This is a genomic window from Acinetobacter lwoffii (assembly GCF_024129715.1).
In the GTDB taxonomy this organism is placed as follows: domain Bacteria; phylum Pseudomonadota; class Gammaproteobacteria; order Pseudomonadales; family Moraxellaceae; genus Acinetobacter; species Acinetobacter lwoffii_U.
The window spans coordinates 227,048-253,036 of the sequence record NZ_JAMXXM010000002.1 but is presented as its reverse complement, the minus strand read 5'-3'; the positions used below and the strand labels follow the sequence as shown (position 1 = coordinate 253,036).

Here is a 25,989-nt window from a genome sequence, read left to right as displayed (position 1 = left end):
TATTCTAAGTGTTAAGGTTTAGGCTGTTTCGTTGAAAAGTTCACGGCCAATCAGCATGCGGCGGATTTCTGAAGTACCGGCGCCAATTTCATACAGTTTGGCATCACGCCATAAACGGCCGGCAGAAAATTCGTTGATATAACCGTTACCACCTAAAGTCTGAATGGTTTCTCCTGCCATCCAGGTCGCTTTTTCAGCAGCATATAAAATGGCACTGGCAGCATCTTTACGCAGGCTACGGCTATGCTCAGCTTTGTCACATTCAGCACCGACCGCATAAACCAGTGCCTTACAGGCTAGCCAGGTCGAATACATGTCGGCAATTTTGCCTTGCATTAACTGGAATTCGCCCAGCGCCTGACCAAACTGTTTACGGTCATGAATATATGGAATCACGGTATCCATACAGGCATCCATAATCCCCAGTGGGCCAGCACTCAATACAGCACGCTCATAGTCCAGACCACTCATCAAGACCTTGGTGCCATTACCGACGCCGCCCATGACGTTTTCTTTGGGTACTTCGACATTGTCAAAAAACAGCGGATAAGTGTTTGAACCACGCATGCCGAGTTTGTCCAAATGGGTGCCGTGGCTAAAACCTGGCATATTTTTCTCAACCAGAAACGCAGTCATGCCTTTGGCGCCGGCCTGCAAATCGGTTTTTGCATAGACCACTAGGACATCGGCATCGCCACCATTGGTGATCCACATTTTTGAACCATTCAACAGGTAGTGATCGCCTTTGTCTTCTGCTTTCAGTTTCATGCTCACCACATCCGAGCCTGCATTCGGTTCAGACATTGCCAAGGCACCGACATATTCACCTGAAATCAGTTTAGGCAGATAACGCTGTTTCTGTTCTTCAGTACCATTTCGCTTAATTTGGTTTACACATAGGTTAGAATGTGCGCCATAGGACAGCCCAATGGATGCAGAAGCACGGGAAATTTCCTGCATGGCAATGATGTGCGCCAGATAACCAAAATTTGAACCGCCATATTCCTCACTGACTGTCAGCCCGAGCAGGCCCATCTCGCCAAATTTTTTCCAAAGGTGAGCAGGGAACTCGTTGTCACGGTCAACCTGTTGAGCAATCGGGGTAATTTCTTTGGCGCAAAATGCGGCCACTGAATCACGAAGCGCTATTAGAGTTTCATCCAAACCGAAATCCAAGCTTTGTAAATTCATTCTTCATCCATCCTGAGGTTATATTTGTTGTGTCCAAAAAAGCATTGTTGTTGTGCTTGTGGTTTTAACATACAACGAAAAAATAAAAAAGTGAATCTATATTCACAAAATGATTTACAATTCATTTTATCTTGTTGAGAATAATTTTATGAGTTATAAAAGATCATCATTGATGCAGGAACGAATGGAACAAAATCGCCTGTCGATTTTGGAATCTGCTCGTGAACTGATTATTCAAGGGGGCTTGAAGGAGGCATCGATTCAGGCGATTGCAGAGCGCGCAGGCGTTTCTACCGGGCTGGTCTATCGATATTTCGAAAGCAAAAGCCAGATTTTAATCGAGGTTTTGTCGGCCGCGATTCAGCATGAAGTCGGGATTCTGAACCATATTGCCGAGTCAGATTTATCGCCAAAACTGAAATTGCAAAAATCTGTTACAACTTTTGTCAAGCGTGCCATGAATAGCCCCCAACTGGCGTATTCACTGATGTTCGAACCGGTTGATCCGGAAATGGAACATGAGCGTTTTCGCAGTAAGCAGCTGCTCAAGCAGAGCATTAAGGAAATTCTGGCCGAAGGAAAGGTCAATGGAGAATTCGAATTTGAAGATTTGAATACGGCAGCGTTGGGCGTGGTTGGCGCCATGACCTTTGTCGTGATTGAACCTTTAAATCCGTCCCGCAATGTGATGTTTGATCAGAAATATAAGGATCACTTTGTCAAACAGATTGCCGATTTTTGTGTCAACGCAGTACGTGGACAGGAGGAAAATTTACAAGCATAAACGCACAAAAAACCGGTACACAGACAAGGTCGTCGTGATCATAAAACAATTAGTAAAGTTGAAAATCAGAATTACAAAGAATCAAGGAGATCGATTCAATGACACAAGTACGGTTAAGCTATGCCTATGGAACCAGCAGCCAGCCTTTATTGGGCATGACGATTGGTGAAAAATTTGATCAGGCTTGCGAGCAGTATGCAGAACGTGATGCAGTAGTGAGCCTGCATCAGGACATACGCCTCAGTTACCGGCAGCTACAGGATCAGGTCAATGCCTTTGCCTGTCAGCTGCTGAAACTGGGTATGCAAAAAGGTGACCGTCTGGCGATCTGGTCGCCGAACTGTGTGGAATGGACCATTACCCAGTTTGCAGCCTTCAAGGCAGGCATTATTCTGGTGAATTTAAATCCAGCTTATAAAAGCAATGAGCTGGAATATGTGCTAAACAAGGTCTCTTGTAAGGGATTGGTGATTGCAGCGCAGTTTAAGACGACGGACTATCAGGAAATTCTGACTAAAATTGCACCTGAGCTGATGCAGACTGAAAGTAAATTCCTCAATGCAGAGCGACTGCCACATTTAAAGCATGTGATTAAAATTGATGATCAGCAGCATACCGGTATCCACCGTTTTCAGGATTTACTAAGCTTGCCAAGCGCCCAAGAGCTGGAACAACTGCAACAGATCTCCAGTGAATTGCAGTTCGATGAAACGATTAATATCCAGTTTACTTCGGGCACTACAGGCAATCCGAAAGGCACCATGCTGACCCATAATAATATTTTAAATAATGGGTACTTTGTCGGTGAAGCGATTCATTTAGGTCCAGAAGACCGTGTCTGTATTTCAGTGCCTTTATTTCACTGCTTTGGTATGGTCATGGGCAATCTGGCCTGTATTACGCATGGTTCCGCCATGATTTATCCGTCTGCCGTGTTTAATCCATTAGAAACCTTAAAAGCCATTCAGCAGGAAAGATGTACCGCGGCTTATGGTGTGCCGACTATGTTTATTGCGGTGCTGGAACATGAACAGTTTGACGAGTTTGATCTGTCCAGTCTGCGTACCGGGATTATGGCGGGTAGTCCATGTCCGCAGGAAATTATGCAGCGCGTGATTGAACGGATGCATATGTCTGAAATCACGATTTGTTATGGCATGACTGAAACCGCACCCGTCAGTGCACAAAGCTCAACGGCAGACAGTGTCGAGCAACGTGTCAGTACGGTTGGCCGGGTACATCCGCATCTGGAAGTTAAAATTGTCGATGAAAATGGCAAGGTGGTTCCACGCGGCCAATTGGGTGAGCTGTGTGTACGTGGTTATTCAGTGATGCTCGGTTATTGGGAAGATCAGGATAAAACCCAGGAAGTGATTGATGCGGCGCGCTGGATGCATACCGGTGATATCGCTGAAATGGATGATGAAGGCTTTGTCAAAATCAAGGGCCGAATCAAGGACGTGGTGATTCGTGGAGGGGAAAACCTGTTCCCGAAAGAAATTGAAGATTTCCTTTATACCCATCCGGCTGTTTCAGATGTACAGGTGATTGGGGTGCCAGACCATAAATATGGTGAGGAACTTTGTGCCTGCATCATCCTGCATGAAAATGATCCTTGTACTGAAGAAACCATCCGTCAGTATTGTAAGGAGCATATTTCTCACAATAAAGTGCCGCGCTATGTGCGTTTCTTCCAGGAATTTCCAATGACGGCTTCAGGAAAGGCGCAGAAGTTCAAATTGCGTGAATTTATGCGTGAAGAGCTGAACTTGAAAGAGATTGCTTAAACTTTATTTTTTACGTTAGAACTAATCCTAAAGCTAACAATTAATAGCAACTCATCAGAGAGCCCGGCGACATGGATGTCGCCGTTTCACTGTATGGCAGGGATGCCATATCAGTGAAACAAAAGGGTTTGGTTACTTTGCCCCGTCAAAGTAACGAAAAACCTGCGCAATGGACGTTCAATATATCTAGCAGTTTGAGGTTGTACATTTAGCAAGATTCTAAAATGTCTGTAAATGAATTTACTGATCACGACGGTCTGGTAATAGAAATACATGAATGTACTGAACATCTAAAATCAGAGTAAAATATGGCAAAAAACTTTCACAGTGAAGTCGTGGTCGCCAGTTATGACGATCATATCCGTAAACTGATTCCCGGTTATGAACTGGTGCATCAGCAGATTGAAGCAATTCTCAGCACTGAACTCCCAGAAACCGCACATATATTAATAGTGGGTTGCGGAACAGGTTATGAATTGTCGTATTTATTAGAGCAACATCCAGACTGGACCTTTACTGCAATTGATCCATCAGCAGCCATGCTGAAACAGGCTAGTAAAAATCTGAATTCTATAGATCGACAAAGGGTGCAATTCATCCAAAGCACGATTCAAGATTTGAATCAGCCGGATACTTTCGATGCCGCATTGGCCATTCTGGTGGCTCATTTCATTCCAAATTCCGAAAAAAACGGATTTTTTCAGGCTATCCATCAGTGTCTTAAAACCAACGGTCTTGCATTGACCTATGACCTGATGCAACCCGAAGATCAGCAAGACATCAAAATTATGCAGAAGCTGGCACAGCAGACAGGGTTAAGCATGGTGCAAAGTAGCAAGATGATTGAACGCTTGGAGCAGGATTTTCACTTGTTATCTGCGCAAAATTTTACAGCACTTTTAACCAAAGTCGGATTTAAACAGTGCAAAATTTATTGTCAAATCATGAATTATCATGGTTTTTTGCTCAGAAAATAAAGATCAAAGAACTTTTTGCAAATTCTAAAGTTTAAGAGAATATTCAGGGAAGTATTAAAACAATGTCGGCATATTACAGTTTTATTCAGCGCGAACAGCATTCAGATGGCAGTACTACGGCTTATTACCGTTCTAATATTCATGCACAAGGTGCGTGGAATCCACATGAGCAGCACATGGCGCCAGCCACCGGTATTCTATGCGTCGAACTGGAACAGTTTCAGCCACGTGCTGACATGCGTATTGGTCGGGTCGGGCTGGATATTTTTGGCCTGATAGCCTTTGGTGAGTTTTCAATTACCACGCGCATGATCCGTCCGGGTAAAACCATTGAACTGGTTGAAGCTGAAATGTGTGCCAATGGTAAAACCTGTATCGTGGCACGCGCGTGGAGAATGCTAACTTCAAATACCACGGCCATTGCTGGAGTGGAAGATTTTCCGATCGAAAGTCCAGAATATTTACCGGTTTGGGAGGGTATGCGCTGCTGGCCGGGCGGTTATATCCAGAGTATTGAAACCCGGGCACATGCTGACCATCGTGCAGGCAAGGGCATTGTCTGGCTAAGAAATTCGCTGGACATGGTAGAAGGTCAACCGACGACAGACTTTAGTCGTTTGCTCGGTATGGTCGATACGGCCAATGGCATTGTGCCACGTCAGGACCCGAATTCCGGTTGGGGATTTCCGAATCTGGACCTGCAGATTCATATGCACCGTCTGCCGCAGGGTAAATGGCTGGGACTGGAAGTGGTGCAGCAATATGGTGAAGATGGTATTGGTCTGACCAGCGGGATTCTGCATGATGTTCATGGACCTTTTGGTCGAAGTGAACAGATTCTGACCCTGCGAAAGTTCTAAAGTCTATTCGAAACATCAAGGCCAATTGCCTCAATCTTTATTTATTGGCATGCTGTGCGTAATTTATCAGGAAGAACAGCAGATGCGGATCAGTATGATTGGGGCAGGGCGAGTGGCATATCATCTTGCCCTTGTATTGTCAGCACACCATGAGATCGTACAGATCTACAGTCGAACCCTAGAAAAAGCACAATATCTGGCTGAGCAATTCAACGCTCAGGCCATCGCTCAGCCTCAACAGCTGGATCATGAGGTGGATCTGGTCATTATCGCGGTCAGTGATCAGTCGATTGCCAACGTCATTGAACAGATTCATCCGTATCTACAGCAGAATCTGATCGTACATACCTCTGGCAGCACCCATCTCAATTTACTGAAAAATGTGCATGCGCGTGCAGGCGTATTTTATCCTTTACAGACCTTTAGTCTCGAACGCCAGATTGATTGGCAGCAGACGCCACTGTTGATTGAAGCGGTGAATGAACAGGACCAAATCCTGTTATTAGAACTGGCAAATAGCCTAAGCAATCGTGTTTATACTTATAGTTCCAGTCAACGTCTCAGTTTGCATCTTGCAGCGGTATTTGCCTGTAATTTTGCCAATTACTGTTATGACATGGCCAAGCAGGTGGTTGATGTACAACAGGTCGATTTCAGTTTGTTGTATCCCTTAATGCTGGAAACTGCCAATAAAGCCACTCAGAATGATCCCAAACAAATGCAGACCGGCCCAGCGATGCGTGGTGATCAGAATATCTTGAATATGCATCAGCAGATGTTAGCCAATATGCAGCGAGAAGATTTACAAAATGTCTATCAGTTGTTGAGCCAGCAGATTCTCACGCGTCATCAGAAATGAAGAAGCTGATAATTTATCTACGAAGCAGGGTTCAAAGCCAAATTTTTCCCATAAAAAAGCGCTGAATAATCAGCGCTTTTTTTGAGTCTTAGATTAAGAAATTTTCTTAAAGATAAAATCATTAATCTTGTGACCTGCTTCAATCCCGCGACGTTCAAACTTGGTTTGTGGACGCCATTCCGGACGAGGATAGCTATTGCCTTTGCCCGCCAGATTTTCCAGACGTGGACGTTCTTCCAATACTTCTATCATCCATTCCGCATACGGTTCCCAGTCCGTTGCAGCATGGAAAGTTCCGCCAAGTTCTAGCTTTTGCTCCACCAGCGGCATACGGTCATGCGAAACAAAGCGGCGTTTAAAATGACGTTTTTTCTGCCATGGATCAGGGAAGTATAACTGAACTGCATTAATACTATTGTCTGGCATTTCACGTAATACCTGAATTGCATCAGCATCCAGCACACGTAAGTTCGTTAGGCCTTCAATACCTGCTTCATACACGCACTGCGCAATTCCAGGTACATGGACTTCAATTCCGACAAAGTTACGTTCAGGATTAGCTTTGGCCATCAATACCAGTGAACGGCCCATACCAAAACCAATTTCTACAGTCAAAGGACGTTCAGGATGTTCAAAGTGCTGACGCAAATCACCGACTGGATATTCCAAAATTAAGTGACCATATTGTTCAAGCGCAGTACGTTGAGAGGTATTCAGCGGCATTGAGCGGCGCATAAACGTCACGATTTCACGGTGCTCGCTTAAGTTTTCCAGCTCCACGACTTGCTGGTCTAATTGATCGTTCGACATAACTTTGGCAAATCTAAAAATTCAGAATGCGGTATTTTAAGTCCTGAGCCGAGCAAGTCAAACTTTTCTCGGTATTTCTCCATAAAAATCGGCAAGATCTTCCAGATAAAATAAAAGAGCCAATTGAGGCTCTTTTATTAATCATCGTTCATCAGCTACTAAACCGGTCGATCAATGTACTGCTGGCTTCATTCAAACCAATCACCCTTACATCTATCCCTTGGGCTTTAAACTTCTGAATCACGTTATTCAGCATATTGACCGAAGTCACGTCCCAAATATGCGCATGGGTCAGATCCAGTTCGACATGCTCAAGCTTCTCTTTAAAATCAAAGAACTGATAGAACTTCTCTGAACTGCTAAAGAATATCTGTCCAGAAATAAAGTAGCTGCGTGAATGAGCCGAATTCAAATGCGTATAGACATGTACGGTTCTTTCCAGTTTATTAATAAAGAACAGGGCAGAGAGCAATACGCCGACAAATACACCAAGCGCCAGATTATGAGTGGCAAGCACGACAATAATCACGGCAATCATCACGGTATTAAATTCTAGCGGATGTTTGCTGAATTGCTTGATTGCTCCCCATTGAAAGGTGGTAAATGCCACCATAATCATGATCGCAACCAGCGCTGCCATTGGGATATAAGCCAGCCAGTCTTTCAAAAAAACCACGAGACACAGCAGAAACACGCCAGCGACCAGAGTCGATAAACGGGTACGTGCCCCTGAAGACACATTGATAATTGACTGGCCGATCATGGCACAACCGGCCATCCCGCCCATAAAGCCGCTGACAATATTGGCCATACCCTGACCACGACATTCCTGATGACGGTCACCTTCAGTTCCGGTCACTTCATCAATGACCGTAGTGGTCATCATGCTTTCCAGCAAACCGACAGTCGCCAAGGTAAAGGAATAAGGCAGGATAATTTGCAAGGTTTCCAGATTGAGTGGAATTTCTGGAATCAGGAATACTGGCAAAGTATCGGGGAATTGTCCAAGATCGCTCACGGTACGCATATCTGCACTTAACAACAGCGCCAACCCGCTTAATACGATAATACAGATTAAAGGTGAGGGAATGGCTTTGCCAATTTTCGGGATATACGGAAACAGATAAATAATTGCCAGACCAATCGCAATAAACAGATAACCGGTGCTATCCATCTGGTTAATTTCCGGGATTTGTGCCACAAATATCAGGATCGCCAAGGCATTCAAAAATCCATAGACCACCGCCTGCGATACAAAACGCATTAATTTAGCGACTTTAAAATAACCGGCAATCACTTGAATGATACCGGTCAGAATTGTGGCGGCCAACAGATATTGCAGACCATGTTCTTTCACCAGTGTAATCATCAAAAGCGCCATAGCACCTGTAGCCGCAGAGATCATGGCAGGACGACCGCCAAAAAAGGCAATGGATACTGCAATGCAGAAAGAGGCATATAAACCGACTTGCGGATCGACACCGGCAATGGCAGAGAAGGCAATTGATTCAGGAATCAGAGCCAGTCCCACGACCAGACCTGCCAGTACATCTGTCCGGATATTGGAAAACCATTCTTCTTTTTTCAGGCTAATCACGAAATATCATCTATATTTTGAAAACCTGTGTATGTTAAACAGATAGAGATAAAAATCTACACAAGATTGACTTGCAAAAGCCCGGAATATCCTGAATATTGAATGAGTAACTGCCCTGAAATGATAGTTACGCTTTTTTGCAATTTACAGGTTTGATCACTTGAAAGTTTGTCAGAAGCGATTTAAAACATTGAGAAGTGTATAACAAGGATCAGAAATGAAGCTTTACTATTCACCAGGTGCCTGCTCACTGGCAGCACATATTATTTTAAATGAAATTAATGTCGATTTTGATTTGGAACGTGTTGATTTAAAAACACATAAAACAGAAAAAGGTACGGATTATTACGAAGTTAATCCTAAAGGCTATGTACCAGCGTTAGAAATTAACCCTGGTCTGATCCTGACAGAAAATGTTGCGATTCTACCGTTTCTTGCTCAACACGATCCAAAACAAGATCTAATTCCACCATCGGGCATGGGACGTGCCAAGGTGCTGGAATGGTTAGGTTATCTGAACTCTGAACTACATGATGCCTATGCGGTGTTCTTCGGTGGCAAGTTATCTGACGATGAAAAGAAAAAAGCCTATGCGGAGATTGATCGTCTATTGAGTTATATCGATAAAGCGATTGGTGAATCGGACAATGATTATCTGGTAGATGATAACTTTGGCCCTGCGGATGCTTATCTGTTTGTCTTGACCAACTGGTCGAACCAGATTCAACATGATCTGAGTCCATATAAAAATATTATTCATATCCGTAATAAAGTGGCAGAACGTCAGTCTGTACAGATTGCCATGCGTGATGAAGGTCTGATTCCTTAATTACTGGAAAAAATAAAGGACTCAATCGAGTCCTTTATTTTTGTTCATGAAAATTTATTTAAAGAAATAGCCAGTTTCTGGCGAGCTGGCATTGGCCATACGTTTACGCGGCATACGACCCGCAAGGAAAGCTTCTCGGCCAGCTTCAACCGCTTTCTTCATCGCAGAGGCCATCAATACCGGATTTTGTGCAGCTGCAATCGCCGTATTCATGAGTACACCATCACAACCCAGTTCCATCGCAATCGCGGCATCACTGGCTGTACCGACACCGGCATCGACCAGAACCGGCACTTTGGCATTTTCCTTGATGATTGAAAGGGTGTGTGGATTCAGAATGCCCAGGCCAGAACCAATCAGACTGCCCAAAGGCATAATCGCGACACAGCCCATGCTTTCCAGCTCTTGCGCCACGATCGGATCATCCGAGGTATAAACCATGATCTCAAAGCCATCGTCAATCAAGGTGCGCGCAGCTTTCAGTGTTTCGGTTACGTTTGGATAAAGTGTCTTTTCATCACCCAAAACTTCAAGTTTGACCAGATTGTGGCCATCGAGCAGCTCACGCGCCAGCATACAGGTGCGGACGGCACTATTGGCATCGAAGCAACCTGCGGTATTCGGCAAAATGGTATATTTTTCCGGAGGAATGACTGACAGCAGGTTCGGCTGGTCAGGATCTTGGCCAATATTGACACGGCGAATAGCGACAGTGACAATCTCTGCACCACTGGTTTCAATGGCCTGCTGAGTTTCATTTAAATCTTTGTATTTGCCCGTGCCTACCAAAAGGCGTGAATGGAATTGGCGTGAACCAATCTGTAATAAATCTTGCATAATTGTCCCGAGTATTAGCCGCCACCGACCGCGTGAATAATTTCTATTTTGTCTGTATCGCAAATTGGCGTATCGCCCAATCTGCTTTTAGGAATAATCATTTCATTGACTTCAACCGCAAAACGCTTACCCTCAAGCGCCATACTCTGAATCAGTTCCAGCAGATTCTTGCAGTGAGTTTCCTGTCGTTCGCCATTGATGTAAATCATCATTCTAGCAACCCTCTATGATTAAGTGTTGTTCAAACTTATCTGGCGTATTTTAAAGCATTCCAGGCCAGAATTAACCATCCGGCAATCATTAAAGCACCGCCAATAGGTGTAATAACCCCTAAACCGCGGGGTAATCCTAAGGCCATGATATACAGTGAGCCAGAAAACAGTAAAATGCCGACCTGAATCAGACCGAAGCTCCATTGAATGGGCAATGCAGGGATGACTTTCGCCAGTAAAGAAAGAATTAGTAGTCCTAAGGCATGATAGAAAAAATAATCCGTTGCCGTTTGCCACCAGCCGAGCTGTGCTTCAGTTGCACGTGCTTTTAAACCATGTGCACCAAAAGCACCGAGCATGACTGCAAGTGCCAAATTAAGTGCTGAAATCGCAATCCACATTTGAATTGATCTTCCTGATAAAGTTTGCGCTCAACCTTAGCATAAATTCAAAATGCGGACATAAAAAAGCCTTCATCAAAGAAGGCTTTTTCGAGGTAAATCAATAACAGAATTTGGTGTTAATTGGATGACATTGCTACTTTAATTTTTTCCATGGCATTTTTTTCCAGCTGACGAATACGTTCCGCAGAAACATTATATTCGGCTGCAAGCTCGTGCAGGGTCGATTTCTCGTCGTCTAACCAACGGCGTTGCAGAATATTCCGTGAACGATCATCTAGCTGATCCATGGCTTCGTGCAGGGCAGAGGTGCTTTGCTCCTCATAGTCTTCATTTTCAATCAGACGGGCCGGGTCATAACGGTTATCTTCAAGATATAAAGCGGGTGCCACATGGGTGGAACCTTCATCATCGTCATCGCTTGATGCATCAAAAGCCGCATCATACGCCGTCAGACGGCCTTCCATTTCCAGTACTTGTTCTGGTGTGACATTTAAGTCATTGGCAATCGACTGTGCTTCTGCGAGCGTCAACTTTTTCGATGATTTCTTCAGGCTGCGCAGATTAAAGAACAGTTTACGTTGCGCTTTAGTGGTGGCGATTTTCACAATACGCCAGTTACGGATCACGTATTCGTGAATTTCCGCCTTGATCCAGTGCACGGCAAATGACACCAAACGTACGCCCATATTCGGGTCGAAACGTTTTACAGCTTTCATCAGGCCCAGGTTACCTTCCTGAATCAGGTCGCCTTGTGGCAAACCATACCCTGCATAACTACGCGCAATATGTACTACAAAACGCAAGTGCGACATGACCAGCATTTTCGCTGCATCTAAATCTTGGTCATAGTAATAGCGTTCAGCCAACTCTTTTTCTTGTTCGGCCGTTAAAATCGGAATCTGATTGACAGTGCTGATATAAGCACCGAGGTTGACACCTGGCGCCGATAATGACAGGGGCATCAACTGATTGCGGCTGTCACTCATGTGTTCTCCTTGAAGTGCGGGATAACCCTAAACTAGGTTTTATCTTAATCCAATCTCTCCGCAAATAATGGATATTTGGGTAGAGAAATGTAAAAAAGTATACGAAAGTGAAGACAAACAGTTTAATTGAAAATTTTTAAGATTCAATTAAGTAGTGAAACTCTGTATCAGAAATTTTTTTAAATTCAAGCTTGAGCTGATGCAGTTGACAATAGCGGCTGACATCCGTCTGGCTATTGGGATCAGAGGATTTCAGCAGGAATGTTTTCTGATTCCCGGCCTTTAGTGCGCGCTTTAACATTAATAGCGGCATTGGGCACGGTTTTCCCATAGCATCTATAAGGCTGAATTGCGCTGGATCTTCGGACATTGCGGTTTCATTTAGATAGCAGAAAAGGCTATAAATAGTAGCAAATATGATGCCAGAACCAAACTGGTTTAAGAAAAAGAAGATCTAAATGACTTTATAAAGTCTTTTGACAATTTTCATGAAAAAAATAACTAAATCAAACAGAACATGCTAAAAAAAATCTATTAATTGTGATAAACCCATGTTAAGCTCGTTGCGTATTTGGGACTTTGAATAAACAAAGTGATTGTTTTTCACCCTATTACATAAATGGATGTAACCGGGATTTTGTTGATAGTTTTACAGAATGATTACAAGCTTAAAAATAATATTTTCAAACTTGTTTGCTCTGCTGTTTGCAACACCGGGTGGTCCTTCTTTTAGTTTCAATGAGGATTAACTTATGACAGCTGCTCGCGAACAAGGCGTAGTTAAGTGGTTTAACGATACTAAAGGCTTCGGCTTTATTCAACGTAATGGCGGCGATGACGTATTCGTTCATTTCCGTGCTATCCAAGGTGACGGTCACCGTTCACTTCGTGACGGCCAACGTGTTGAATTCAGTGTTGTTAAAGGCCAAAAAGGCTTTCAAGCTGAAGAAGTTCAACCATTAGACTAATCTTCGGATTAAGCTAAAAAGAAAACGCTCCAATATAACTTGGGGCGTTTTTTGTTTATACTATCCCTATCTTAGTGATTACCCAATTAGAGCACCGCTTTATGTCATCTGGTTTTGAAACCTTAAATTTACATCCCAATCTAAAAAAAGCGATTGATGCTTTAGGCTTTACCACCATGACGCCTATCCAGCAGAAGGTTTTAAAATTCACGCTGGCAGGACATGATGCCATTGGCCGTGCACAGACAGGTACAGGCAAAACTGCCGCCTTTTTAATTAGTATCATGAATGATCTGTTAAATAATCCGATTCAGGAACAACGCTATCGTGGTGAGCCACGCGCGCTGATTTTGGCACCGACCCGTGAACTGGCGTTACAGATCGAAAGCGATGCACAGGATCTGGCGAAATATGCTGGTCTTAATGTGGTGACCTTGCTGGGTGGTGTGGATTTTGACAAGCAAAAGAACCAGCTTAATAAAGCGCCTGTCGATATTATGGTGGCAACACCGGGTCGTCTGATTGATTTTGTAGAACAAAAAGAAGTCTGGCTGGATCAGATTGAATTTTTGGTCATTGATGAAGCCGACCGCCTATTGGATATGGGCTTTATTCCTTCAGTAAAGCGCATTGTACGTTTCTCGCCGCGTAAAGAACAACGTCAGACTCTGATGTTCTCTGCTACTTTTAGCTACGATGTATTGAATCTTGCGCAGCAATGGTTATTTGAACCGGTTACAGTTGAAATTGAACCGGAAAAGAAAACCAATGCCGATGTCGAGCAGCGAGTTTATATGGTTGCTAAGGCGGACAAATATAAATTATTGCAAGAAATCCTGCGTGATGAGCCGATTGAAAAAGTCATGATTTTTGCCAACCGTCGTGATCAGGTACGCAAACTTTATGATCATTTAAAACGGGATGGTTATAAAGTGGTGATGTTGTCGGGCGAAATTGCTCAGGACAAACGCCTGAAAATGCTGGATCAGTTCAAAAATGGTAAACATAACATCATGATTGCAACCGATGTTGCTGGTCGTGGTATCCATGTCGATGGTGTGTCGCATGTGGTGAACTTCACCTTGCCGGAACAGTCGGATGATTATGTGCATCGTATTGGCCGTACCGGTCGTGCGGGAACCAGTGGCGTGAGTATTAGTTTCCTTGCAGAAGATGATGCGTTCTATCTGCCAGAAATTGAAAAAGCCATTGGGCAAAAATTGCCTTTGACCCGCCTGGAAGGTTACTGCTAATACAGACCATATAAAAAAACCGCTCTTGAAGAGCGGTTTTTTTATTGCGCTGTGGTTTAAGGCTTATTTGGCCTGACAGCGGAATGTAAGCACCGTCTGATAATCATCATTCTGGTTTAAACCAGTATTGGTACCTGCGATATTGCCAAGGACAGTAGCGGCTGCCTGAATCATCTGACCTGTTTGTTCATCGACTACGCCTTTTAAAGCGCCGTTATAAGCTTTCTTTTCATCCACAATAATGGGGGTTGATCGAGAGCCACAAGCTTTATTGGCCGCAGTAATCGCATTGTTTTTTGAGGTCAGTTGATTTTTACCTAATCCGGTCACCTCATACTGGTTATTTTCCTTTTGCACTGCCAATGCAGTCGGGTTTGAGGCACACGCAGTAAGCAGTAATGCAGAAATAGCTAATCCGCTGAAAGCGATTGTTTTTTTCATCATGAAATCTCAAGTAAATACGATGCTGAATATTTCAACACAGCAAGCAGCGCAGATTTTGTAGCTGTTGTATAAGTTTAGCAATTTTTGGTATAGCTCTATGTGAGTTAGGTGAAAAATAGAGCAGTACAGGATTGAAAAACCAAACAAGTTTATTTTCAAGTGGCGATGAGCTTGCTGAATCGCTATGAAGTTTCTAGCGTATTTTTCTTTGAATATGCTAATCTTGAGTATGGTTTTTAAGTGTAGATATACAAGGCAATGACGGAATCTGCGATTGACATCGTTCATCAAAATATTCACCAACGGCAATCGATTGGTCATCTGCTGGCACCGGCACCGAATGCAGAACAACTGGAAAAAGCCTTTCAGGCGGCATTAACTGCACCCGATCATCATCGGCTCAAGCCGACCACATTTGTCGTGGTTCCAGATAATCAGCGTGAAGCTTTTGGAGAGTTGCTGTCGCAGGCGCTCGTCGATTTGGGTGAAACTGAAACAGCGCAGATTGAGCGGGTCAAGAATCATCCGTTTCGTGCGCCCTTATTGGTACTTGCCTTAACGCGTTTGCAGGATCATCCTAAAGTTCCGCATTTTGAACAAATCCTTAGTTCAGGCGCAGCGATTCAGAATTTTCTGCTGTCACTTCAGGTTCAGGGTTTCTCAACCATGTGGCGTAGCGGTGCTGTAGTCGAGTCTGGCCTGTTTAAGCAGGCATTGGGAATTTCAAAAGACGATCTGGTCTCGGGTATTATTTATATTGGCACTGCCGCAAAAGCAATTCCCCCGCGTGCAGAGATTCAAACCAGTGATTTTGTAAGTTATTGCAACCAGAACAGCTAGTTGGCACGGTATAACAGGATATTAAAAAATAAGATGTCAGAATTAAATTTCTCAAAACTGGTAGAACCGGTTGCAGTTGATCATAAGACAGCTTTAAGAGTCACAGTATTGGGTGGGGGCAGTTTTGGTACTGCAATGGCCAATACTGCAGTGCGTAATGGTTGCAATACCATGATCTGGATTCGTGACGAAGCAGTTGCGGCAGATATTAATGCCACGCATATTAATAAACGCTATTTGCCAGATTTTAAGTTAGAAGAAAATCTGCTAGCGGTGTCAGATCTGGAACAGGCTGTGCGTGATCGCGATATTATTTTAGTCGCTATTCCGAGTCATTCTTTCCGAGATGTCTTGCAGCAAATCAAACCTTTTATTACCTCGCAAGCCGTGATCTCGCTGACCAAGGGTATTGAAGCCAAAACCTTTAGTTTCATGAGCGATATTATTCGTGAAGTGTTGCCTGAAGTGCCTTATGGTGTGTTATCAGGACCGAATCTGGCCAAGGAAATTGTGGCAGGACAGCCAGCAGGAACCGTGATTGCCAGCCAGTCCGAGCTGGTGCGTTATGCCGTACAACAAGCCTTACATAGTGCCTTGTTCCGCGTATTCGCCAGTGATGATGTGCATGGCGTAGAGCTCGGTGGTGCATTAAAAAATATTTATGCTGTCGCGATGGGCATGGCCGCTGCGTATAACGTGGGTGAAAATACCAAGAGTATGATCCTGACCCGTGCCTTGGCCGAAATGAGCCGTTTTGCGGTGAAACTCGGTGCTAATCCGCTGACCTTTCTTGGGCTTTCAGGTGTGGGTGATTTGTTCGCAACCTGTAGCAGTCCGCTTAGCCGTAATTATCAGGTGGGTTATGCACTTGGCAAAGGTAAAACTTTGGAGCAGGCAACGACTGAATTGGGGCAAACGGCAGAAGGGATTAATACTATTGTGCAGGTCAAGGCACGTTCGGAAGAACTCGATGTGTATATGCCGATTACCTCGGCCTTGTATGATGTGATTTTTGAAGGTGCGCCGCCACTCAATATTGCATTGTCATTGATGAAAAACGGTCATCGCAGTGATGTCGAATTTGTCTTGCCACATCATCAAGTCTGATCTATAACACAGGGACTGTCTGCGAATTGTCATATTCGCTGCTTATCATGCAGGCAAAAGAATATAAGGAAATCAAATGCAACTGACTTTAGTTCGACATGGCGAGGCCGCGCCACCGGTCAATGGTAATGACACCAAGCGACCTTTAACGGAGTGTGGTCATCAACAGGCTGAGCAAACTGCACAGTTCTTAAAGGATCTGATTAAGCCTGAAGTCTTTGTGGTCAGTCCGTTATTGCGAGCGCAGGAAACTCTGGCACATTTGCAGCAGTATTTTAAAGATGTGCCGGTGGTGATCTGTAATACGATCAAACCGGATGATGATGCCAAAGTCGCAGTAGAATGGTTGTCGCAACTGCCTTATGAGTCGATTGCAGTGGTGTGTCATATGAATGTGGTGGCACATATGTCTTCCATTCTGCTGGCTGAATCTTTTCATCCCTATGCATTGGCAGAAGCACGTATTTATGATCAGGCGGTGATTGCCCCGGGCTTATCCACACAGATTAAAAGTTTTATTCCTACACTATAAAAAATTAATTAAAATGGCAGAACACAATTGATGTTGTATTTATGGATGCCAGAAGCCAATGGGGTTTGGCAATGGTCAACTGGGGAATTCTGGAACACTGCGGACACACTTGAGCAGCTGATTCAGGATATACAGGCTCATCATGGCGAAGAGGCGGTAGTATTTTTCCCGAGCCGTCATGTGCAAATTTTGCAGCAGACCTTGCCCAAGAGCCAATATAAGAAAATGGGCAATGATGGCATCAAATATTTGCTCGAAGAATACGTGGTGCTGCCGGTAGATGCCATGAAAGTGCTGCATCATTTTCAGCAGCCGGATCAGATCAGCATTATGGGGATTGCGAATTCTACGCTTGAGACCTTGCAACATGCTTTAAGCCTGATCCCAGTCAAGCTGGCAGCTTTGTTACCGGACTTTTTGGTGCTGCCGGTTCCTGATGCCAATCAGCGTGTGATTGCGCAAATCGGTGGACGTTTGCTGGTGCGCGAGTCGGAATATATCGGCCAGTCGCTGGATGATCTAAGCCTTTATCTGGATTATCAGCCCAAGGATCTCAGCTATAAGGTGAGCAATCTGAATCAGGAGCAGTTGCGTAGTCTTGAAGCACTGGTCACTCAGGAGCAACTGGAGTCTTTCCAATATGGAATTCCTGTACTGAAAAAACCGAAACAGCATCCGTTTAATGTCTTGCCTAAAGCAAAATCCAATGGCGCTATTTCCGGCTACTGGAAAGCCTGCGCGGCGGTTTTTCTGGGTATTTTAGTATTGCAGTTTAGTTATGATGCTGTGCGCTGGTATCAATATAAGAAAGTGGCGAATCAGACCGCCGCGCAAGCCATCGACCAGTTTAAATACTGGTTTGGACAAAATTATCCGGTCACTGAGCAGAATATCAAAAGTCAGTTTGAAGGGCAGTTGCGTCAAAGCCAGATTGCAGATACGCATGCATTGCAGCTGATTAGTCGGGTGGGGCCAGTCTTGATGCAAAATCAGATTGTGGCACAACGGGTGAATTATGATGCTTCTGTGTTAAGTATGGAGCTTAAGGCCAATTCATCAGAAACGTTAAATGCACTGACCACACAATTAAGCCAGCAAGGCTTTAAGGTGGAGCTGGGGAATATTCAGGCCAGCGGAACAGCTGCGATCGGACTGGTGAGGATTCAATAATGAAAGGCATTGAAGCGCTACAAAATCGTATGGATCAGTCTTTTGAAAAACTGAGTGATTATCTGGACAGCCTGTCGGTACGTGAACGGGTATTGGTGATTTTTACCACTGTTTTTGTAATTGTGGCGGCAGTCGGTTCTGCACTCTGGTATATGCATCAGGCGGCAGACACCCAGCAAAAACGCTTAAATCAGCTGAAAGATACCATTGTCTGGATGCAAAGTAATGCAGTAACCATGAAACCGGCTGGGGACACGCAACTGGATGCTGCAGAAAAAGTACAGCGGGTCGCACAGCAGCAAGGATTGTCGGTGGCTTCTCAGCAAATGGAAGGAAAAATTCAATTGGCGGTCATGCATGAAAATTATGCAGTACTGGCAAATTTCCTGACTCAGCTGGCACAAATGGGGCTAAGTATCGAGAAAATGGAACTAAATAATGAGGCAGGACAGATTAAATTAACGGCGACCATACAATAAACGGTAAAAATAAAGATTTGCAAAGCATGGTTTTTTTGTCAGCCTATGCCTATAATATGCCGACTTAAAAAGCAGTAGACTTTTCTGGATATGTTGTATTCTCTAGCCCGCCCTTTGTTGTTTTCTTTAGCACCAGAGCGTGCACATGAGCTGACATTATCACTATTGAAATCATCCCATAAAATGGGCTTGATGCGTCAAAACGTTGCTGCGAAACCTGTGACCTGTATGGGAATCGAATTTCCCAATCCGGTGGGTCTTGCGGCAGGTTTAGACAAAAATGGTGCCTATATTGACGCCCTTGCCGGTCAAGGTTTTGGTTTTATTGAAATTGGTACCATTACCCCGCGACCGCAAGCCGGTAATCCTCATCCGCGTTTATTCCGTTTGCCACAGGCTAAAGCCATTATTAACCGTATGGGCTTTAATAATGATGGCGTGGATCAGCTGATTGAAAATGTCAAAGCAGCCAAATTCAAAGGCATTCTCGGTATTAATATCGGTAAAAACGCTGATACTCCGGTAGAAAAAGCAGTAGATGATTACCTTATTTGTTTAGAAAAAGTCTATAATTATGCTTCTTACATTACCGTCAATATTTCTTCTCCCAATACCAAAAACCTGCGCAGCCTGCAAAGTGGTGATGCACTCACCGAACTGTTGGAAACGCTGAAAAACCGTCAACTTGAATTGGCTCAGGAATACCAGCATTATGTACCTTTGGTACTCAAAGTGGCGCCTGATCTGGATAACAGCGATATTGCCTTTATTGCCAAGCAGTTATTGCAATTCAAGATCGATGGCCTGATCGTGACCAATACCACACTGTCACGTGAAGGGGTAGAGGGTCTGGAGCATGCAGAGGAAGCGGGCGGTTTGTCTGGCGCGCCAGTATTTGAGAAAAGTACCGCATGCCTGGCTGCATTTGCTGCGGTATTAAAAGGACAAATTCCATTGATTGGTGTGGGTGGTATTCTTTCAGGTGCAGATGCTGTTGCCAAGAAACAGGCAGGCGCCAGCCTTGTACAAGTTTATAGTGGCCTCATCTATACCGGACCTAAACTTGTAAAAGATTGTGTAGACGCACTTTAAATCCTATGAATGCCATTGATATCTTTCTACTGATTATCTTGCTCATTGGAGGGCTCAACGGTTTGCGTCAAGGATTTATTAAAGCCTTTGCGAACTTAGTGGGATGGATCTTTGCCCTGATTGTTGCGGCAAAATATTCAACACTACTTGCGCCGTCTATGGTTGCTCTGAGTACAGATCCAGTTGTACAAAAGATTGCGGCCTTTGCTTTTATCGTCCTGCTGATTGTAGTTCTGACCTGGATCGTTACTGCACTGTTGAACCGTATTTTAAAGAGTCTTAAGCTGGGTCCCCTCAACCGTCTGGCAGGTGGTGTCTTTGGTAGCCTGAAAGGTCTGCTGATTGTCCTGATTACCATGCAGGGAATTGGCCCGTGGGTAGAAAGCTCACCTCACTGGAAACAGTCCAAGTTTATTCAAGCCTTATTGCCTTATGCGCCTTGGGCGACTCAAATCTCGAAAGAAGCCGCGAATGGCGCACTACAACATATCAAGCCTGAAGGGACATCGAAACCTTCAGCTTCATCATCTGAAACATCGTCCAAATCTGGAGCTGCAGATGAGTCTACAAATAATCCTTTTTATTAATCCTAGCTTGTCTGCGAGGTTGCTATGTGTGGAGTAGTTGGTATAGCTGGTAAATCACCCGTTAACCAAATGTTGTTTGATGCATTAACGATGTTACAACATCGTGGACAAGATGCAGCTGGGATCGTGACATGTGATGAAGGACGTTTATTCCTGCGCAAAGACAATGGTATGGTACGTGATGTATTCCATACCCGTCATATGCGTGCTTTGAAAGGAAATTACGGTATTGGTCATGTGCGTTATCCAACAGCCGGTTCATCGAGCAGTGCTGAAGCACAGCCGTTTTATGTGAACTCGCCGTACGGGATTACCTTGGCACATAATGGTAACCTGACCAATGCTGAAGAAATTCATGATGACCTGTTCAAAACTGACTTGCGTCATATGAACACCGATTCTGATTCGGAAGTCCTGTTAAACGTGTTTGCGCATGAATTGCAAAAACATGGCAAACTGGTACCGACGTCGGAAGATATTTTCCATGCGGTGACGCGTGTGCATGAGCGTTGTAAAGGTGCTTATGGCGTGGTGGCGATGATTACCGGTCAGGGTCTGGTAGGCTTCCGTGATCCAAATGGTATTCGTCCATTGATCTACGGTTCGCGTGAAACTGAACAGGGTATGGAGTATATCATTGCTTCTGAGTCGGTTGCGATTACTGCGCTGGGCTTTAAAGTTGAGCGTGATATTTTGCCTGGTGAAGCGGTATTTATTGATTTAGAAGGTAACTTCTTCACCAAGCAATGTGCAGTGAATGCTGAATACCGTCCTTGTATTTTTGAATATGTTTATTTTGCCCGTCCAGATGCCATCATTGATGGAATCTCGGTGTATAAAGCACGTTTAAAAATGGGTGAGAAGCTGGCGCAAAAGATTCTGCGCGAGTGGGGTGAAGAGCATGATATTGATGTGGTGATTCCGATTCCGGATACTTCACGTACTTCTGCATTGGAACTTGCCAATATGCTGGGTGTGAAATTCCGTGAAGGTTTCATGAAAAACCGTTACATTGGTCGTACCTTCATTATGCCTGGTCAGCAGCTGCGTAAAAAATCGGTACGTCAGAAACTGAACCCGGTTGAGCTTGAGTTTAAAGGTAAAAATGTACTGTTGGTGGATGACTCGATTGTCCGTGGTACAACCTGTAATGAAATTATCCAGATGGCTCGTGATTCTGGCGCGAAAAAAGTATTCTTTGCTTCTGCAGCACCGATGGTGAAATATCCAAACGTTTATGGTATTGATATGCCGGCGAAATCTGAGCTGATTGCATCGGAACGTAGCGTGGAAGAAATCCGTGAAATTATTGGTGCTGACCGTCTGATTTTCCAGGATCTGGAAGATTTGAAAGATGCGGTAAGAACCACCAAAGTACCGGATGTCAAAGACTTTGATTGTTCAGTGTTTGATGGCATCTATGTTTCGGGCGGTATTGATGCGCAATATCTGGATGATCTTCAGCAAAAACGTAGTGACAGTGCCATGAAAGAAAGCAATTATATTGATGTCAATATTGATGCAGCCTCAGTGGATTTGACTGGCGTACGCGAAGTTTAAACATTTAAAATCATCATGAAAAAGCGGGAATTTCCCGCTTTTTTGTTTTATGATGAACCCATTGAAAATCATCATTTTAGGGTTCTGCATTGCGAAACGTAGGATACGATTTTATAAAAAACAAAAATATAGTACTGCCTGTAAGTTTTTGCCTGATTGCAATTCTGTTGACTATTTTTATTATTAATACCGTTGTTGGTCTCTTTGTTTTTTATACTGATCCTAGCCAGTCAATCTTCTGGCATGCGCTAAGTCCTTATCTGATTGCTTTGTTGTTATGTGCCATGATGATCTCGGTCATCTATGAATTCTATATTTTTCGGAATGGCGGTTATTCGCTGGCGAAGCAGTTGGGTGCACGTCGGTTGAGTCCGATGGACAGTATTCCAGAAGAAAGTGCTGCACTGCACATTAACCAGCAACTGTCAGAGACTTTTCTGATTGACGTTCCTGCGGTATATGTGCTGCCCGATGAAGTTGGTGTCAATGCATTGACGGCAGGGTTTAGTCCGCGGGATACCGCAATTATCCTGACTTGGGGTGCGATACAAACACTGGATAAAGTCGAGCTGTATGGCTTGCTCAGCCATGAATTCAATAAAATCCTGTCTGGTGAAGCTGCGGAAAATACCCGTTTGAAAATTCTGTATAGCAGTTTAACTACGTTTAGTCAGTGTGGCAGTAAGATTGCCAAGTCCGGTTTTTATGGAGCGGGTAGTCCTCGTGAAAACAAGTTCGAAACTTTCTATGTTTCAGTCGGTGCGGTGATCTGGCTGATTGGTAGTTTGGGCGTATTGATTTCCCGTTTTATTAAATATATTTCACTGGGTGGTCGGACCTATAAAAATGATCGAAAGACCCGACGCCTGATTCAAAATGATGCCAATATTCAGACTTTACTCAGAATCCATGTGCATCATTCTGGCTCCCAGATTTATAGTGAATATGCTGAATCCATTTCACATATGTGCTTTGCCAATTCCTTGAGCCCACAAAACTGGCTGAATATTCATCCCCATATCAATCAGCGGATTTATGAATTAAATCCTGCCTTGATTCAGGACTTACAGCTTGAGAATCTGAAAAAACTCAAAAATCAGCCTTTGTTTAGTTTGTTCCGTTCTTTAGAAGAAGTGGTGCCTGAAACTGCAATGAGCTGGAGCTCGCCACAGCCTTTGCCATTATTGCGGCTGTCTCCGATCAGTTTTGCGATTAAAGATGCGATCAAACCACTGAATCCGGAACTTCGGCTCAAGATGCCACGTCCGGAACTGATTGAGCGTGCATTACAAACCGCAACTGGTTCTCGTGAAGTGATGGTCGCCATTTTAATGATCCGTCAATATCGTGAATTTATTCCGACTGAGGCTGAAGTTAGCCGTGCCATTGTAGATTCATTGCTCAATCTGGACGGGCGGGTGCATATCTCGATTTTCCAGCAAGCTTGTAACAATATTGGTGGCATGCCGACAACTGTTGCACGCCAGTTTTTGATGAAGCTGGCACGGATTATTCAGGAAGATGGCGAAATTGGCCTGTTGGATGCATTATTACTGGAATGTGTGAAATACGAACTGAATTTGCTTCCTGCACATACGCCTACAGCACTCGATGAGGTCAAGCCACAGATTGTGCGTTTGATCGACGCCTTGCTGCATGTACAGCAGATTAATAGCGGCAACCAGCTTGAGGTGCGGGAGCGGATTTTAAACCGGATTCTGACCGCTCAGGAACTGGACTTATATAATGAAATTTCTGATGAGCCGATTGATCTAGCAGAAATCCTGAATGATATTGCGGGGCTGTTATTGCGTGATCGCCTCAGTATTTTAGGTATTGCAGAGGCCTGTTTGTGGAGTGATCGTATCGTGACACAGGATGAGTTGGACGTGATGGAGCTGTTGTATTGGCGCTTGGGTTTTGAGGCAGAACAGGTCGTTCAGCAAATGTTAAAGAAGAACAGTTTAACCATTCTGTAGAAAATAAATGAGAACGCGCAGCTTTAGCCGGAATCTGTTATAACAGCAGGAATGGTTTAATTGTGTATTAAAAGCACGGTTTTTAGCAGACAGCTAAACTTTGTACTAGAATCCATCAGGATAAAAAAGAAAAGCTGAAAAAGTTCGGCAAAGCACAGGCAATCCGGCTAAAATGTTCAGCCTGAAATTGGTGATGATGAAAAGATGATTGGGCATCAGCGTGACATACTGGCAACATTAGGAATCGATCTCTGGATTCCTAGGGACAGCGCATGTCAGCCGCACCAGGTTTCGATCTGGCGTGATCAGGCTGCACCTGAATTTCACACCGATATCGTCTTACCACAGCCTGCTTCCGTAGAGGCGTTGGCTGATCTACCGATTCCTGAGCCAGAGCCAATTGTTGCGCTTAAGGTTGATACACCACCTGCGGCACCGACTCACATTGCACCTGTTCAGAAACAGCGTGAAATCGTACAAATCCCGCCATTCAGTTTGCAGGCTTTAAGTCTGGCACATTGCAGTATCGTGATTGATGCAACTGCAATGACCGAAGACACCCAGAATTTATGGGGCAATATCCAGCGTGCAGTCCCAGGTGAGTTTCATGAGCTGAACTGGCCATTTCCCTGGGCCAATGTTCAGGATGGACGTGGTGTAGAATCCTATATTCAGGGTTTTCTGGATGGAATGAGTGCAGAGAAAAATATTATTTTCCTCGGGCCTGTAGCGCATATATCAAATACGAAAATGATCCAGTTGGCATCTTTACAAGAAATGCTGGATCAGCCGATTCTAAAAAAACGTTTATGGCAGTTTATGCAAAATAGGACTGCCAGTCTGGAATAATCTTGCTGTGGAATAAAAATAGATGAAACAAAAAGTGGTTGTATTTAGTCAAATTGATACTGATATTCAAAACAAGCTGGAACAAAATTATCAGGTTAGTTATATACAACCGAAGCTAGGCGATGTGAATCAACAGCTTTTGCAGCAGGTTCAGGATGCTGATGGCATGATTGGCGCAGGGCGCTTGTTGAATCGCGATAATCTGGCCAGTGCCACCCGGTTAAAAATTATCTCCAGTGTCAGTGTCGGTTATGACAACTATGAACTGGATTATTTAAATGAAAAGAAAATCTATCTGAGCAATACGCCGCATGTGCTGACTGAAACCACTGCTGACCTGGCTTTCACTTTACTGATGTCAGCAGCACGCAAAGTGGCTTACCTGGATCAATGGACCAAGCAGGGACAATGGCAGCGTACCGTGGGCGAAGCACAATTTGGTATGGATATTTTTGGAAAAACCCTCGGAATTATTGGTCTCGGTCATATTGGAGCTGCAATCGCACGTCGTGGTTTTTACGGTTTTAATATGAATATTCTGTATCATAATCGTCGGGAAAAACCAGAACTTGCTCAAGGGTTGAATGCGAAATATTGCCAGCTTGATGAGCTGTTACAGCGTTCTGACTTTGTGGTCGTTGCAGTAGATTTGAATGCGGATTCTAAGGCGCTGATTGCGACAGCGGAATTGGCTAAAATGCAATCCCATGCAGTATTGGTCAATATTTCACGTGGCTCGGTCATTGATGAACAGGCATTAATTTCAGCTTTAAAAGCCAAGCAGGTTTTTGCTGCCGGTCTGGATGTGTATCAGAAAGAGCCGTTAAAGGAATCGGAATTATTCCAGTTGGATAATGTGGTTACATTGCCACATGTGGGTTCGGCCACTGCAGCCACCCGTAAAAAAATGGCAGAACTGGCTTATCAGAATCTTGTTGATGCCTTGGAAGGACGAGTGCCCCGTTATGTGGTCAATCCGGAATTTTAAAATGCATC

At 44.1% G+C, this 25,989-nt stretch carries 28 protein-coding genes; 19 read left to right on the top strand and 9 right to left on the bottom strand.

Annotated features, from left to right (window positions below):
• Positions 1 to 18: 18 nt before the first annotated feature.
• Positions 19 to 1,191 carry an isovaleryl-CoA dehydrogenase gene (locus NI462_RS03005; protein ID WP_253159016.1) on the bottom strand — a complete coding sequence of 391 codons (1,173 nt, stop codon included), beginning with the start codon at positions 1,189 to 1,191 and terminating at the stop codon, positions 19 to 21.
• Between the two features lie 148 nt (positions 1,192 to 1,339).
• Between NI462_RS03005 and NI462_RS03000 the strand changes: the two genes are divergently transcribed.
• The 5 genes from NI462_RS03000 (at position 1,340) to NI462_RS02980 (ending at position 6,458) form a co-directional block, all read left to right on the top strand.
• Positions 1,340 to 1,975 carry a TetR/AcrR family transcriptional regulator gene (locus tag NI462_RS03000; protein WP_005251442.1) on the top strand — a complete coding sequence of 212 codons (636 nt, stop codon included), beginning with the start codon at positions 1,340 to 1,342 and terminating at the stop codon, positions 1,973 to 1,975.
• Between the two features lie 98 nt (positions 1,976 to 2,073).
• Positions 2,074 to 3,762 carry an AMP-binding protein gene (locus NI462_RS02995; protein ID WP_253159014.1) on the top strand — a complete coding sequence of 563 codons (1,689 nt, stop codon included), beginning with the start codon at positions 2,074 to 2,076 and terminating at the stop codon, positions 3,760 to 3,762.
• Positions 3,763 to 4,070: 308 nt separating this feature from the next.
• A complete protein-coding gene (locus NI462_RS02990) occupies positions 4,071 to 4,739 on the top strand; it encodes a class I SAM-dependent methyltransferase (protein ID WP_086044877.1) in 669 nt (222 codons plus the stop codon).
• Positions 4,740 to 4,801: 62 nt separating this feature from the next.
• On the top strand, positions 4,802 to 5,599 hold the full coding sequence (locus tag NI462_RS02985; protein ID WP_253159012.1) for a thioesterase family protein: 798 nt from the start codon (positions 4,802 to 4,804) through the stop codon (positions 5,597 to 5,599).
• Positions 5,600 to 5,681: 82 nt separating this feature from the next.
• Positions 5,682 to 6,458, top strand: coding sequence for a Rossmann-like and DUF2520 domain-containing protein (locus NI462_RS02980; RefSeq protein ID WP_004280112.1), 777 nt, complete (start codon positions 5,682 to 5,684; stop codon positions 6,456 to 6,458).
• A 93-nt stretch (positions 6,459 to 6,551) separates the two neighbouring features.
• On the opposite strand, the gene trmB is transcribed toward NI462_RS02980, so the two are convergent.
• Both trmB and NI462_RS02970 read right to left on the bottom strand, forming a co-directional pair.
• The gene (gene trmB / locus NI462_RS02975; protein ID WP_004280110.1) at positions 6,552 to 7,268 is read right to left on the bottom strand and encodes a tRNA (guanosine(46)-N7)-methyltransferase TrmB; all 717 of its coding nucleotides are present in this window, start codon (positions 7,266 to 7,268) and stop codon (positions 6,552 to 6,554) included.
• 151 nt (positions 7,269 to 7,419) lie between these two features.
• The gene (locus tag NI462_RS02970) at positions 7,420 to 8,865 is read right to left on the bottom strand and encodes a SulP family inorganic anion transporter (RefSeq protein WP_253159010.1); all 1,446 of its coding nucleotides are present in this window, start codon (positions 8,863 to 8,865) and stop codon (positions 7,420 to 7,422) included.
• A gap of 217 nt (positions 8,866 to 9,082) precedes the next feature.
• Between NI462_RS02970 and NI462_RS02965 the strand changes: the two genes are divergently transcribed.
• Complete coding sequence (locus tag NI462_RS02965) at positions 9,083 to 9,694, top strand: glutathione binding-like protein (RefSeq protein WP_222112038.1); 612 nt, start codon at positions 9,083 to 9,085, stop codon at positions 9,692 to 9,694.
• 54 nt (positions 9,695 to 9,748) lie between these two features.
• Here the strand turns inward: NI462_RS02965 and NI462_RS02960 are convergent, their stop codons facing one another.
• The 5 genes from NI462_RS02960 to NI462_RS02940 all read right to left on the bottom strand — a co-directional run bounded on the left by NI462_RS02960 (position 9,749) and on the right by NI462_RS02940 (position 12,503).
• On the bottom strand, positions 9,749 to 10,531 hold the full coding sequence (locus NI462_RS02960) for a thiazole synthase (protein ID WP_005107305.1): 783 nt from the start codon (positions 10,529 to 10,531) through the stop codon (positions 9,749 to 9,751).
• A gap of 14 nt (positions 10,532 to 10,545) precedes the next feature.
• Positions 10,546 to 10,743, bottom strand: a complete 198-nt coding sequence (gene thiS / locus NI462_RS02955; RefSeq protein WP_243474773.1) for a sulfur carrier protein ThiS — start codon at positions 10,741 to 10,743, stop codon at positions 10,546 to 10,548.
• A gap of 35 nt (positions 10,744 to 10,778) precedes the next feature.
• Positions 10,779 to 11,144, bottom strand: a complete 366-nt coding sequence (locus tag NI462_RS02950; protein ID WP_005246750.1) for a DUF423 domain-containing protein — start codon at positions 11,142 to 11,144, stop codon at positions 10,779 to 10,781.
• 119 nt (positions 11,145 to 11,263) lie between these two features.
• The gene (gene rpoH / locus NI462_RS02945) at positions 11,264 to 12,133 is read right to left on the bottom strand and encodes an RNA polymerase sigma factor RpoH (protein WP_004280101.1); all 870 of its coding nucleotides are present in this window, start codon (positions 12,131 to 12,133) and stop codon (positions 11,264 to 11,266) included.
• Between the two features lie 136 nt (positions 12,134 to 12,269).
• Positions 12,270 to 12,503: a sulfurtransferase TusA family protein gene (locus NI462_RS02940; protein ID WP_253159008.1), complete on the bottom strand. Its 234-nt coding sequence runs from the start codon at positions 12,501 to 12,503 to the stop codon at positions 12,270 to 12,272.
• A gap of 382 nt (positions 12,504 to 12,885) precedes the next feature.
• Here NI462_RS02940 and NI462_RS02935 point away from each other — a divergent pair, with 382 nt between their 5' ends.
• Both NI462_RS02935 and rhlB read left to right on the top strand, forming a co-directional pair.
• Positions 12,886 to 13,101, top strand: a complete 216-nt coding sequence (locus NI462_RS02935) for a cold-shock protein (RefSeq protein WP_004280099.1) — start codon at positions 12,886 to 12,888, stop codon at positions 13,099 to 13,101.
• A 101-nt stretch (positions 13,102 to 13,202) separates the two neighbouring features.
• The gene (rhlB, locus tag NI462_RS02930; protein WP_004280098.1) at positions 13,203 to 14,354 is read left to right on the top strand and encodes an ATP-dependent RNA helicase RhlB; all 1,152 of its coding nucleotides are present in this window, start codon (positions 13,203 to 13,205) and stop codon (positions 14,352 to 14,354) included.
• 63 nt (positions 14,355 to 14,417) lie between these two features.
• Here rhlB and NI462_RS02925 read toward each other — a convergent pair whose 3' ends face one another.
• A complete protein-coding gene (locus NI462_RS02925) occupies positions 14,418 to 14,798 on the bottom strand; it encodes a hypothetical protein (RefSeq protein ID WP_253159006.1) in 381 nt (126 codons plus the stop codon).
• A 258-nt stretch (positions 14,799 to 15,056) separates the two neighbouring features.
• Between NI462_RS02925 and NI462_RS02920 the strand changes: the two genes are divergently transcribed.
• From NI462_RS02920 to NI462_RS02870, 11 genes are all read left to right on the top strand, one after another.
• Positions 15,057 to 15,638: a nitroreductase family protein gene (locus NI462_RS02920; protein ID WP_243474775.1), complete on the top strand. Its 582-nt coding sequence runs from the start codon at positions 15,057 to 15,059 to the stop codon at positions 15,636 to 15,638.
• 33 nt (positions 15,639 to 15,671) lie between these two features.
• Entirely contained in the window at positions 15,672 to 16,745 is a 1,074-nt protein-coding gene (locus NI462_RS02915; RefSeq protein WP_004280094.1) for an NAD(P)H-dependent glycerol-3-phosphate dehydrogenase, read from the top strand.
• Positions 16,746 to 16,821: 76 nt separating this feature from the next.
• On the top strand, positions 16,822 to 17,277 hold the full coding sequence (locus NI462_RS02910; RefSeq protein ID WP_253159004.1) for a phosphoglycerate mutase family protein: 456 nt from the start codon (positions 16,822 to 16,824) through the stop codon (positions 17,275 to 17,277).
• 30 nt (positions 17,278 to 17,307) lie between these two features.
• Positions 17,308 to 18,447 (top strand): type II secretion system protein GspL, encoded by a 1,140-nt coding sequence (gene gspL, locus NI462_RS02905; protein ID WP_180086739.1) that lies wholly within the window; start codon positions 17,308 to 17,310, stop codon positions 18,445 to 18,447.
• Positions 18,447 to 18,926: a type II secretion system protein M gene (locus NI462_RS02900; RefSeq protein ID WP_222112043.1), complete on the top strand. Its 480-nt coding sequence runs from the start codon at positions 18,447 to 18,449 to the stop codon at positions 18,924 to 18,926. The genes gspL and NI462_RS02900 overlap by 1 nt, the downstream gene beginning before the upstream one ends.
• 90 nt (positions 18,927 to 19,016) lie before the next feature.
• Entirely contained in the window at positions 19,017 to 20,018 is a 1,002-nt protein-coding gene (locus NI462_RS02895) for a quinone-dependent dihydroorotate dehydrogenase (protein WP_253159002.1), read from the top strand.
• A 5-nt stretch (positions 20,019 to 20,023) separates the two neighbouring features.
• Positions 20,024 to 20,605: a CvpA family protein gene (locus NI462_RS02890; protein WP_253159000.1), complete on the top strand. Its 582-nt coding sequence runs from the start codon at positions 20,024 to 20,026 to the stop codon at positions 20,603 to 20,605.
• Positions 20,606 to 20,629: 24 nt separating this feature from the next.
• Positions 20,630 to 22,165: an amidophosphoribosyltransferase gene (gene purF, locus NI462_RS02885; protein ID WP_180038885.1), complete on the top strand. Its 1,536-nt coding sequence runs from the start codon at positions 20,630 to 20,632 to the stop codon at positions 22,163 to 22,165.
• A gap of 89 nt (positions 22,166 to 22,254) precedes the next feature.
• Positions 22,255 to 24,144, top strand: coding sequence for a M48 family metalloprotease (locus tag NI462_RS02880; protein WP_253158998.1), 1,890 nt, complete (start codon positions 22,255 to 22,257; stop codon positions 24,142 to 24,144).
• Between the two features lie 204 nt (positions 24,145 to 24,348).
• Positions 24,349 to 24,993 (top strand): hypothetical protein, encoded by a 645-nt coding sequence (locus tag NI462_RS02875; protein WP_253158995.1) that lies wholly within the window; start codon positions 24,349 to 24,351, stop codon positions 24,991 to 24,993.
• 22 nt (positions 24,994 to 25,015) lie between these two features.
• Positions 25,016 to 25,981: a 2-hydroxyacid dehydrogenase gene (locus NI462_RS02870; protein WP_253158993.1), complete on the top strand. Its 966-nt coding sequence runs from the start codon at positions 25,016 to 25,018 to the stop codon at positions 25,979 to 25,981.
• Positions 25,982 to 25,989: the final 8 nt, after the last annotated feature.

Coding starts and splice junctions, on each gene's coding strand:
- NI462_RS02875 (WP_253158995.1), top strand. CDS start 24,349: ATGATTGGGCATCAGCGTGACATACTGGCAACATTAGGAATCGATCTC.
- NI462_RS02910 (WP_253159004.1), top strand. CDS start 16,822: ATGCAACTGACTTTAGTTCGACATGGCGAGGCCGCGCCACCGGTCAAT.
- NI462_RS02940 (WP_253159008.1), bottom strand. CDS start 12,503: ATGTCCGAAGATCCAGCGCAATTCAGCCTTATAGATGCTATGGGAAAA.
- rhlB (WP_004280098.1), top strand. CDS start 13,203: ATGTCATCTGGTTTTGAAACCTTAAATTTACATCCCAATCTAAAAAAA.
- NI462_RS02900 (WP_222112043.1), top strand. CDS start 18,447: ATGAAAGGCATTGAAGCGCTACAAAATCGTATGGATCAGTCTTTTGAA.
- NI462_RS02960 (WP_005107305.1), bottom strand. CDS start 10,531: ATGCAAGATTTATTACAGATTGGTTCACGCCAATTCCATTCACGCCTT.
- NI462_RS02915 (WP_004280094.1), top strand. CDS start 15,672: ATGTCAGAATTAAATTTCTCAAAACTGGTAGAACCGGTTGCAGTTGAT.
- thiS (WP_243474773.1), bottom strand. CDS start 10,743: ATGATGATTTACATCAATGGCGAACGACAGGAAACTCACTGCAAGAAT.
- NI462_RS02920 (WP_243474775.1), top strand. CDS start 15,057: ATGACGGAATCTGCGATTGACATCGTTCATCAAAATATTCACCAACGG.
- NI462_RS03000 (WP_005251442.1), top strand. CDS start 1,340: ATGAGTTATAAAAGATCATCATTGATGCAGGAACGAATGGAACAAAAT.
- NI462_RS02950 (WP_005246750.1), bottom strand. CDS start 11,144: ATGTGGATTGCGATTTCAGCACTTAATTTGGCACTTGCAGTCATGCTC.
- NI462_RS02995 (WP_253159014.1), top strand. CDS start 2,074: ATGACACAAGTACGGTTAAGCTATGCCTATGGAACCAGCAGCCAGCCT.
- NI462_RS02985 (WP_253159012.1), top strand. CDS start 4,802: ATGTCGGCATATTACAGTTTTATTCAGCGCGAACAGCATTCAGATGGC.
- NI462_RS02925 (WP_253159006.1), bottom strand. CDS start 14,798: ATGATGAAAAAAACAATCGCTTTCAGCGGATTAGCTATTTCTGCATTA.
- NI462_RS02895 (WP_253159002.1), top strand. CDS start 19,017: ATGTTGTATTCTCTAGCCCGCCCTTTGTTGTTTTCTTTAGCACCAGAG.
- NI462_RS02980 (WP_004280112.1), top strand. CDS start 5,682: ATGCGGATCAGTATGATTGGGGCAGGGCGAGTGGCATATCATCTTGCC.
- NI462_RS03005 (WP_253159016.1), bottom strand. CDS start 1,191: ATGAATTTACAAAGCTTGGATTTCGGTTTGGATGAAACTCTAATAGCG.
- NI462_RS02990 (WP_086044877.1), top strand. CDS start 4,071: ATGGCAAAAAACTTTCACAGTGAAGTCGTGGTCGCCAGTTATGACGAT.
- NI462_RS02935 (WP_004280099.1), top strand. CDS start 12,886: ATGACAGCTGCTCGCGAACAAGGCGTAGTTAAGTGGTTTAACGATACT.
- NI462_RS02965 (WP_222112038.1), top strand. CDS start 9,083: ATGAAGCTTTACTATTCACCAGGTGCCTGCTCACTGGCAGCACATATT.
- trmB (WP_004280110.1), bottom strand. CDS start 7,268: ATGTCGAACGATCAATTAGACCAGCAAGTCGTGGAGCTGGAAAACTTA.
- gspL (WP_180086739.1), top strand. CDS start 17,308: ATGTTGTATTTATGGATGCCAGAAGCCAATGGGGTTTGGCAATGGTCA.
- purF (WP_180038885.1), top strand. CDS start 20,630: ATGTGTGGAGTAGTTGGTATAGCTGGTAAATCACCCGTTAACCAAATG.
- rpoH (WP_004280101.1), bottom strand. CDS start 12,133: ATGAGTGACAGCCGCAATCAGTTGATGCCCCTGTCATTATCGGCGCCA.
- NI462_RS02890 (WP_253159000.1), top strand. CDS start 20,024: ATGAATGCCATTGATATCTTTCTACTGATTATCTTGCTCATTGGAGGG.
- NI462_RS02870 (WP_253158993.1), top strand. CDS start 25,016: ATGAAACAAAAAGTGGTTGTATTTAGTCAAATTGATACTGATATTCAA.